This window comes from Nonomuraea antri (genome assembly GCF_013283785.1).
Classification (GTDB): Bacteria; Actinomycetota; Actinomycetes; order Streptosporangiales; family Streptosporangiaceae; genus Nonomuraea; species Nonomuraea antri.
In genome coordinates this window covers 1-9238 of sequence record NZ_JABCPZ010000330.1, presented here as the reverse complement: position 1 = coordinate 9238, position 9238 = coordinate 1, and the positions used below count along the sequence as shown (strand labels likewise).

Here is a 9238-nt window from a genome sequence, read left to right as displayed (position 1 = left end):
GGCGCGGGTTGGCAACGGATACGAACTGCGGGCAAATATCCGAGTCAGGATCCTTTCGTGCGCGTAATGTGGATCACATGCTGATTGTCGTAGCAGGATCGACAGGCCTGATCGGCAGGGCATTGGTTTCCGAGCTTCGCGCGGCGGGTCACAAGGTACGCAGACTCGTCCGGCGCGAACCGGCGGCGGAGGACGAGTACTTCTGGGATCCCCCGTCCGGCATCATGGCGGAAGACGTGTTCGACGGCGTCGAGGCCGTGGTCAACCTGTGCGGTTCGTCGGTGCAGGGCCGCTGGAACGCGGCACGCAAGCGGCAGATCCGTGACAGCCGCATCGAGCCGGCCAGGCTGCTGGCCGGGGCCGTCGCGAAGTACGGTGTCCCGACGCTGCTCAACGCCTCCAGCGTGAGCTTCTACGGCGACACCGGCGACGCGCCGGCCGACGAGGATTCTGGCCGCGGCGAGGGGTTCCTCGCCCAGATGGTGGTCGACTGGGAGGCGGCGACCAGCGCGGCGAGCGACGCGGGCAGCCGGGTCGCGCTGCTGCGCACCGGTCTCGTGCTGGCGCCCGACTGCGGGCTGCTCAGCACGCTCAGGCCGATGGTCAGGTTCGGGCTCGGCGGGCGGCTCGGCGACGGCGGGCAGTACGTGGCCTGGATCAGCCTGACCGACCAGGTGGCCGCGATCAGGTTCCTCCTCGACCACGGCGAGGTCGGCGGGCCGGTCAACCTGGTCGCGCCGGGCCCGGTGACCAACGCGGAGCTCACCGAGGCGCTCGGCCGGGCGATGGATCGCCGGGTGGTCCTGACCGTGCCCGAGCCGGTGGTCCGCCTGGTGCTCGGGGAGTCGGCCGACGAGCTGGCGCTCATCAGCCTGCGGATCACGCCGCGGGTGCTCGGCGAGTCGGGGTACGCCTTCCGTCACACCGACTTCGCCGCCGCGCTCGCCGAGGCCCTGTGATCCGGCCGAGGTTCGAGGCCGGGCGGCCGATCGGCGTCCGGTAGTCCTTCGGGGCCGGGCCCGCCGGTCGCCCGGCGGCCCGGCCCCCCTTTCCCGCCCGCGCGGCGCATGGGTCATCGCGCGGCGGCGGCCAGCCGGGAGGCGGGCAGGTAGCGCGTCTGGGCGTGCGGCTCCTTGCCGAAGGCGAACATCTTGACCGGGTCGATGCGCAGCACGACCGCGGGGTGTCCGGCCACTTCGGCGACGCCGTCGCCGAGCTCAAGGCTCCAGCTGTTGTGCGCGCCGTACTTGCGGTCGAACGCGTCCACGACGACCCGCAGCGACTCGACGTCGGTGATCACGGTGGCGTGACCCTCGACGACCACGTCGAGGCCCTTGGTCCACTCGTTGTTCCCGGTCGTGATCGCGACCTTGCCGCTGTGCTCGAGGTTGCGCATCTTCTGCTCGAACGACGCGGTGGTGAAGTACATGACGTCGTCGTGCCACACCGCGACCACCGGCGTCACGTGGGGGCGGCCGTCGGCGCGGACGGTCGTCAGCCAGAACAGCTCGGACTCCTCCAGCAGCCGCAGGGTCTGCTCCCACGGCGTGGGCTCGGCCCCCGGCTCACTGACGCGCGGGTCCAGCTGGGCGGTGGGATGGGTGGTTGGCATCACGTTTCCTTTCTGCCGAGCGACGATCTCGAATGAAATATGAACGGTGGTGCCCTTTTCTCCGGACATGACGCTACGGCCGGCTCGGCGGCCCTTCAACGGCCTTCCGATCAGGTCTGCTTCTCGTATTCGACAGGGGAATTCACCGCCGGAGGATCCCATAAGGAAGCCTTATTGCACCCCCGTTGTCCGGCAGGTGTCCCGCGCTTAGCGTGAAACGCGACCATTTCAGCACCAGTCGGATTGAGCGAAGGGGGCCAGCGTGAAGTACGGGATATATCCCGCCTACATCAGCGGCCGAGACATCACCGGCGAAGACCCACGGTTCGTGCACACCATCACCGCTCGGGCCCTCATCGAGGACACCTTTCCGAGCCTGCGGCTCAAGCGCGACCTCGACCTGGGAGTGACCAGCCCGCAGGAGGCCGGGGACCGGGTCGCCGGCGCGTGCGTCGTCGCCGACGATGCCATGACGGCGATGGCGCTCGAATCGGCAGCCCGCGCCGCCCCCGCCTGGCGCCGCTTCCCGGTGGCCGAGCGGCTGGAGATCGGCTACCGCATCGTGGACCGGCTCATGCGGCACGTGGCGCCGCTCGTGGACATCCTGGTCGCCGAGGGCACACCGCGGTCCATGGCCGAGGGCATGATCAGCGGGCTGCCGTACACGAGCTGGAGCCGCGAGACCCTCGAATGGTGTGCCGGGCAGACGCGGTTCGAGCACCGCGACGGCGCGCGCGAGCTGGTCCTGCGGCGCGTGCCCGACGGCGTGGTGTGCATCAACCCGCCGCAGAACGCCGCGACCGTGAACGCGCTCAACGGCCTGACCGCGCTGCTCGCCGGCAACACGGTGGTCGTGCGCGCCCCCCGCGGGGTGGCGCTGAGCTGCATGTACGCCATGCGTGAGGTGGTGGCGCCGGTGCTGGAGGAGGCCGGGGCGCCGGCCGGCACGCTCAACGCGCTGTGCGGCCCGCCGGCCCTGGACGCCTGGCTGGCCAGCGAGCACGTCGACGACATCATCTACTTCGGCGGCAGCAAGAAGGGCCTGGAGTTCGAGCGCGAGTGCATCGCGGCGGGCAAGAAGCCGATCCTGGAGCTGGCCGGCAACGACTGCTGCGTGGTGTGGCGCGACGCCGACCTGGACGCGGCCGTGGAGACCGTCACCCAGTTCTTCATGAACTCCGGCCAGATCTGCAACGTGCCCAACCAGGTGGTGGCCCACCCGGCCATCGCCGACGAGCTCATCGAGCGGCTGGTCGAGGCGACCAAGAAGATCCAGCCAGGCTACCCGGACGAGGCGGGCGTGGTGCTCACGCCGGTGCTCGGCGTGGACTGGTTCTACGGCTGCCTGGGCGAGGCGCTGGCCAAGGGCGCCAAGCTGGTGCACGGCGGACGCCGGCTGGAGGTGGACGGCTCGCCGTCCGACACCGGCTTCTTCCTGGAGCCCAGCATCGTGCGCGTCGACGGGCTGCGCGACGCCAGGTCGCTGTCGGTGGTGCGCGACGAGACGTTCTTCCCGCTGCTGCCGATCATCGTGCCCGGCGCGGGCGCCTCCGACGACGCCCTGTTCGACGAGGTGCTGTCGTTCGTCAACAGCAACGTGTACGGGCTGCGCAACTCGTTCTGGTCCACCGACCCGGCCACCATCGAGCGTTTCCTGGACGGCGCCGTCAACGGCGGCAACCTCAAGATCAACGACTCGCACAGCGGTTTCGTCCCCTTTCTCCCCAACCAGGGCGGGAACGGTCTCACCGGCGGCGCCTTCGGGGAGGCCAGCCACCCCATGCTGCGTACCACGCGCCTGCAGGGCGTCAGCATCGCCCGGCCGGCGCACTGAGGAGGAGCACCCATCATGACATCACGCACGTTGAAAGCCTGGGTGCCGGCGCCGGCCGCCGAGGTGATCACGCGGCTCGGCGACGACCGGGCCTTCCCCTCCTACGCCGCCGACCTCGTGTCGGTGTCCGACGCCGGCGACGGGCTGAGCCGGTGGGTGCTCGCCTTCCGCGGCGGCACCGCCACCTGGACCCAGCGCAGCCGGGCCGCCAAGCCGAACCGGATCGAGTTCGTGCAGGTCGACGGGGACTTCCAGGGCTTCGGAGGCGCGTGGACGGTGACGGAGCTCGACGGCGGCTGCGAGGTCGCCTACGAGGTGGGCTACCGCACGAGCGTGCCGCATCTCGCGGGCGCGATCGACTCGGCCGTCGGCCGGGTCCTGGTCCGCACCGCACACCAGATCATCTCGGCCGTCGGCGGCCCGGCCCGGGTCACGGCCGGCGGTCACCATTTGCGCGACCTGCCGGAAGGCGTGCCGAGCGCTCGATGAGCCGCACGCCTCGATTCCGACGGGAAACCCGGAACACGAGAAAGAAGCGATCAATGAAGCAAGTCTGCGTCATCGGAGCCGGTTCGTCCGGGCTTCCCGTCTGCCAGGTCCTGCACGAACGCGGTATCGCCTTCGATTGTTACGAGGCCGGCTCGGAGGTCGGCGGTAACTGGCGTTACCTCAACGACAACGGAATGTCCTCGGCGTATCGGTCCTTACACATCAACACCTCCCGAAAACTCACCGAATACCGCGCCTACCCGATGCCGGCGGAATATCCGGCCTATCCGAGCCACGTGCAGATGGCCCGCTATTTCGACGACTACGTCGCCCATTTCGGCTTCCGTGACTCGATCCTGTTCCGCACCGAGGTCACCCGGGTGGAGCCGGCCGCCGGCGGCGGCTGGAACGTGACCTCGCTCGACCGCGGCACCGGCGAGGAGACCGTCCGGCACTACGAGACGGTGATCGTGGCCAACGGCCACCACTGGGACCCCCGCTACCCCGAGCCCGTGTTCCCCGGCGCGGAGACCTTCACCGGCACCCAGCTCCACTCGCACCACTACCGGGTGCCCGACGAGTACGCGGGCAAGCGGGTGCTGGTGGTCGGCTTCGGCAACTCCGCCTCCGACATCGCGGTGGAGACCAGCGCGATCTCCGAGCGCACGTTCCTGTCGACGCGCCGCGGCGGTTACGTCTTCCCCAAGTTCATGTTCGGCCACGCCAGCGACGACCTCATCAGCCCGTTCCTGACCATGGTGCTGCCGCGCGAGATGCAGCGGTGGATCATGGCGGGCCTGCTGAAGGTGACGACCGGCAAGGTGACCGACTTCGGGCTGCCCAAGCCGGATCACAAGCTGTTCAACGCCCACCCGACCGTCTCGGAGTCGCTGCTCCCGCGGCTCGGGCACGGTGACATCACGGTCAAGCCGAACATCAGCCGCTTCGACCGCGGCACGGTGCACTTCGTCGACGGCAGCAGCGAGGCCATCGACGCGGTCGTCTGGTGCACCGGATACAAGATCAGTTTCCCGTTCCTCGACGAGGGCGTCATCGCGCCGACCGACAACGACGTCTCCCTGTTCCACCGGGTGGTCGACCCGCGTCACCCCGGGCTGTTCTTCGTCGGGCTGTTCCAGCCGCTGGGCGCGACCACGGTGCTGGCCGAGGCCCAGTCGGCGTGGGTGGCCGACCTGCTGGACGGCACGGCCGCGCTGCCGTCGCCGGAAGAGATGTACCGGGAGATCGCCCGGTACAAGAAGAGGCTCGCCAAGCGCTACGTGGCCTCCAAGCGCCACACCATCCAGGTGGACCACTACCCGTACCTGGCCGAGTTGCGCCGTGCGCGGCGTGACGGGGTCAGGTACGCGAAGCGGTCCGCATCCGCCGGCGCGGGCGCGAGGCCCGCGTCCACGTCCAGAATCGAGACCGTCATGAGTCAGACGTCAGAGAGCTACCGGCCCGAAGAGGCCTCGATCCGCATCGACGCCGACCCCGGCCTGGTGTGGGACCTCATCAGCGACGTGCGCCTGATGGGCCAGTGGAGCCCCGAGTGCCGCCGCTGCATCCCGCTCGGCGGCAAGCGCGGCGTCGGCGCCCGCTTCATCGGCGTCAACCGGCGCGGCTGGGTCGTGTGGGTGACAATGAACGAGGTCGAGACGTCCGAGCGCGGCAAGTCGTTCGGCTGGCTCACCCGTACCAACGGGGTGCGCTGGAGCTACCGCCTGGAGGCCGACGGCGACGGCACGATCATCACCGAGACCTGGGACGTCTCGGGGCAGAGCGAGGGCCAGCGCAAGCGCACCGCCTCGTTCGCGAACATGGCGCTCGGCGGGTACGAGGGCCACACGGAGGAACTGCGTGACGGCATGTTCAAGACGCTCGAGCGGTTGAAGGAGACCGCCGAGCGGCTCAGCCAGGCGCAGCGGGCCGAGAACGCGGTCGCGGCCGCGGCCTCGCAGGCGGGCTGACCACGCGCATCCCCGACCGACCTCCGGGCACTCGCCGGTGGGGCCACGCCCCACCGGCGACCGGCCGTTACGGCCACCCCGGAAATGTCGGAGGCGGACGATATTCTCGCGACGTGCTGTGCACGAGCGACGACCTGCAACGGCGACCCGCCCCGGCCGGGGCGGGAGATCTGGTGAGACGACGATGATCGACGAAAAGACCGACGACAACATCCTGCACTGCACCACCATCGAGGAGTTCACCGCCTGGATGGAGGACAATCACCACACGGCCGACGAGATCTGGATCGCGCTCCCCAAGAAGGGCACGCCGGTGCCTTCGATCAGCAGGTCCGAGGCGCTCGACGTGGCGCTGTGCTACGGCTGGATCGACGGCAAGGCCTATTCGGGCAACGTCCCCGACGGGTGGTGGGCGCAGCGGTTCTCGCCGCGCCGGCCGCGCAGCCCCTGGTCGAAGATCAACTGCGCCAAGGTGGAGGCGCTGATCGCCGAGGGGCGCATGCGCCCGGCCGGGATGGAGCAGATCGAGCAGGCCAAGGCCGACGGCCGGTGGGCGGCCGCCTACGCGCCGCAGAGCACCGCGGAGGTCACGCCCGAGCTGCAGGCGGCGCTCGACGCCTCCCCCGCCGCGGCGGCCGCGTTCGCCGCGCTCAGCAAGAGCAACCGGTACCAGATGCTGCTCACGCTGCAGAAGCTGAAGAAGCCCGAGACGGTCACGCGGCGCATCGTCGACTACATCGAGCGGCTGGAGAACGGCGAGTCGGTCATCGGCCCCCGCAAGAAGTCCTGAGGCCGGGCGCGCGGCGGGCCGGCTTCGGCGTTTGAAGTCCCGAGCCTGGGCCGGCTTCACTCGCCGGGCAGGCGCAGTTCGGGGATCCGCTGACCGCGGCGGGCGGCCTCCCTCGTCAGGCGGGGCCGCAACACCCGGGCGCTGCTCATGAGCTTGAGCATTTGCCGCAGCGCGCTCCCGCTCAGGCTGAAGTCGCCGAGCGCCCGTTCCACCCGCACGTGCACGCCACCGGCGACCGGCGTGGCCTCGCCGACCAGGACCACGTTGTCCTGGCTGTTCATGTCCTCGTCGAAGGAGTGGAAGGTCAGGCAGGCCCGGCCGCGGGCGATCACGCCGATCGGCCCGGTACGCACCACGAAGCCGTCGGCCACCCGTTCGGCGCCGAGGGTGCGCAGCGGCAGCGGCCAGCCGTCGACGTCGGTCACGGTCAGCACCGGCGCGCCGTGCCTGACGGCCTGGTCGGCACGCGGCCGCCAGTCGGCGGGCGGCGGTAACCAGCCGGGCGCGTCACTGCCCGGCGGCCCCGGGTCGGACGGCGGCGCGACCACGTCCCCGGCGGCCTCCCAGCGGCTCGGTGGCGCGTCGAGCCGGCCGCCCGGCCACCACAGGATGCGCAGCGGCGTCACCTCGATCCAGATCCGCGTCCAGTACCAGGCCTGGCGGCGCAGCAGGAAGCGCGGCTGGCGGCCCAGCGCGCCGGGATACTTGGCCTCGACCGCGCTGACGTAACGGTCGGTGTTGGCCTGCAGGTCGGCGTCGCGTACCGTGGCCAGCCCCTGCACCAGCACGGTCGGCGGATCGGCCAGCCCGGTGCCGGTGGGGTCGGAGAACAGCAGCGCGACCCGCGGATCGCGCCTGGCCCGCTCGGCCTTCGACGGGTAGCTCAGGCCGGTCGTCAGGTCCAGCGTGCGGCCGTCGGCTCCGACGAACGGGCCCACCGGCCAGGTGATGGGCGCGCCCGAGCGGGTCAGGCCGGCGTACTCGCAGGTGACCCACTTCTCGAAGACGGGCAGCAACTCGCGGGGCCAGCGCCCGTGCTCGACGCTGCCGTCCGCGGCGGGGGACATCTGAGGCATGGTGCGTTCCTTTCGCTCGGGATCCCAGGATGCCGCCGCGCACTTTGAGTTCACTTGGAGCGGGGACGCACGACCACTTGGAACGATCACACGCGCGGAGCGGGACCGACCGTCTACCGGGAACGATGGCACGTGGAGCAGGACCCACCGACCACCCGGGGCCATCGCGCCCGTCGGTCGCGGCCATCAGCCACTCGGAACGATCTCCCCCGTGATACGGGGCCCGCCGACTACCCGGAACGAGCGAGCGCGTCGGTCGCGGCCACCGACCACCCGGAACCATCGCGTGCGTCGGTCGGGGCCCCGGCTACCGGGTCCGATCTCGCCCGTGACACAGGGCCCACCAGCCCACTCGGAACGGCTCCGAATGTCATTCCTCAGGGACTTGGGTGTTGAGTTGAACTCAACTAACATCGGTGATGTGCAGGAACCTCTGTCCGATCGCGCCGCCACCACGCGTCGGCGCATACTCGAAGCCGCCGCGGCCGAGCTCATCGAGACCGGTGACGTCGAGGTCGCGGCCGTCGCCCGGCGGGCCAGGCTCAGCGTCGGCCTGCCCTACCGCTACTTCGGCACCCGCAGCGGCCTGATGAGCGCGCTGCTCGCCGACTTCTACGAGCGGCTCGTGACCGAGACCGTGCTCGGCCACTTCGCCGGCCACACCTGGCTCGACCGCTGGCGCGCCCAGCTCACCCGATGGGTCGACTGGGTCTACGACGAACCGCTCGCGCCCGTCGTGCTCGGCCGGATGGTCGGCGACGCCCAGGTGGCGGCCATGGAGGCGCACTGCGCCAAGCAGGTCATCGCACTCGGCGCCCAGCACGTCGCCGCAGGTCAGGCCGAGGGCGCCGTGACCGGCGGACGCGATCCGGAGCTGATGTCGGCCGCGGTGGTCGGCGGGATGCGCGCGGTCCTGGCGATCGTCCTCGACCAGGATCCTCGTCCCGAGCGGGCGGCCGTGCTCCAGGAGATCTGGGAGTTCACCACAGCCGCGCTCGGCGCCGCCCGCGTGGGTGCGCCATGACCGGCGGCGGGATCGGGGGCGGAGTCGCCGGTGGGGTCGGCCGCGTAACCGGCGGCGGGACCGCCGGTCGGGTCGCCGGTGGGAGCGGGAGTGGGGGCGGCGGTGGGAGCGGCGGCGGGGTCATGTCCGCGCTGCATCGGGACGGGTTCGTCGTGCTGCGCGACCTGCTCGATCCGACCGCCTGCCGCCGCATCCGGGCCGAGCTCACGCCGCTGCTCGGGCCCGCCGACCGTGATCCCTTCCGGTGGCGTCACGTCCGGCGCGCGTACGGGGTGCTGCACAACACCCGCACCGCGGACGCGCTCATCGACCATCCCCGGGTGCTCGCCCTCGTCGGCAGGCTGCTGCTGCCCAACTTCCTGTTGTCGCAGCTCGAGGTGGTGGAGGTGGCCCCCAGCGCCACCGCCCGGTCCCCCGGCCATGAGCTGTCTCTTATACACAAC

At 70.8% G+C, this 9238-nt stretch carries 9 protein-coding genes; 7 read left to right on the top strand and 2 right to left on the bottom strand.

Annotated elements, in window-relative coordinates:
* The first annotated feature begins 77 nt into the window (after window positions 1-77).
* On the top strand, window positions 78-959 hold the full coding sequence (locus HII36_RS50895; protein WP_173530615.1) for a TIGR01777 family oxidoreductase: 882 nt from the start codon (window positions 78-80) through the stop codon (window positions 957-959).
* 113 nt (window positions 960-1072) lie between these two features.
* On the opposite strand, the gene HII36_RS50890 is transcribed toward HII36_RS50895, so the two are convergent.
* Window positions 1073-1612 (bottom strand): pyridoxamine 5'-phosphate oxidase family protein, encoded by a 540-nt coding sequence (locus HII36_RS50890; protein WP_173530614.1) that lies wholly within the window; start codon window positions 1610-1612, stop codon window positions 1073-1075.
* 262 nt (window positions 1613-1874) lie between these two features.
* On the opposite strand from HII36_RS50890, the gene HII36_RS50885 reads away from it, so the two are divergent.
* The 4 genes from HII36_RS50885 (at window position 1875) to HII36_RS50870 (ending at window position 6695) form a co-directional block, all read left to right on the top strand.
* Window positions 1875-3446 (top strand): aldehyde dehydrogenase family protein, encoded by a 1572-nt coding sequence (locus HII36_RS50885; RefSeq protein ID WP_328808271.1) that lies wholly within the window; start codon window positions 1875-1877, stop codon window positions 3444-3446.
* Window positions 3447-3461: 15 nt separating this feature from the next.
* On the top strand, window positions 3462-3935 hold the full coding sequence (locus HII36_RS50880; RefSeq protein ID WP_173530613.1) for a type II toxin-antitoxin system RatA family toxin: 474 nt from the start codon (window positions 3462-3464) through the stop codon (window positions 3933-3935).
* A gap of 53 nt (window positions 3936-3988) precedes the next feature.
* On the top strand, window positions 3989-5905 hold the full coding sequence (locus HII36_RS50875; RefSeq protein WP_173530612.1) for an NAD(P)-binding domain-containing protein: 1917 nt from the start codon (window positions 3989-3991) through the stop codon (window positions 5903-5905).
* A gap of 184 nt (window positions 5906-6089) precedes the next feature.
* Window positions 6090-6695 (top strand): YdeI/OmpD-associated family protein, encoded by a 606-nt coding sequence (locus HII36_RS50870; RefSeq protein WP_173530611.1) that lies wholly within the window; start codon window positions 6090-6092, stop codon window positions 6693-6695.
* Window positions 6696-6751: 56 nt separating this feature from the next.
* On the opposite strand, the gene HII36_RS50865 is transcribed toward HII36_RS50870, so the two are convergent.
* Complete coding sequence (locus HII36_RS50865) at window positions 6752-7771, bottom strand: hypothetical protein (protein WP_217370987.1); 1020 nt, start codon at window positions 7769-7771, stop codon at window positions 6752-6754.
* 421 nt (window positions 7772-8192) lie between these two features.
* On the opposite strand from HII36_RS50865, the gene HII36_RS50860 reads away from it, so the two are divergent.
* Together HII36_RS50860 and HII36_RS50855 are read left to right on the top strand one after the other, a co-directional pair.
* Window positions 8193-8795, top strand: coding sequence for a TetR/AcrR family transcriptional regulator (locus tag HII36_RS50860; protein ID WP_173530610.1), 603 nt, complete (start codon window positions 8193-8195; stop codon window positions 8793-8795).
* A gap of 122 nt (window positions 8796-8917) precedes the next feature.
* Window positions 8918-9238, top strand: a 321-nt coding sequence (locus HII36_RS50855; RefSeq protein WP_173530609.1) for a phytanoyl-CoA dioxygenase family protein, incomplete at its 3' end; no start/stop codon positions are given.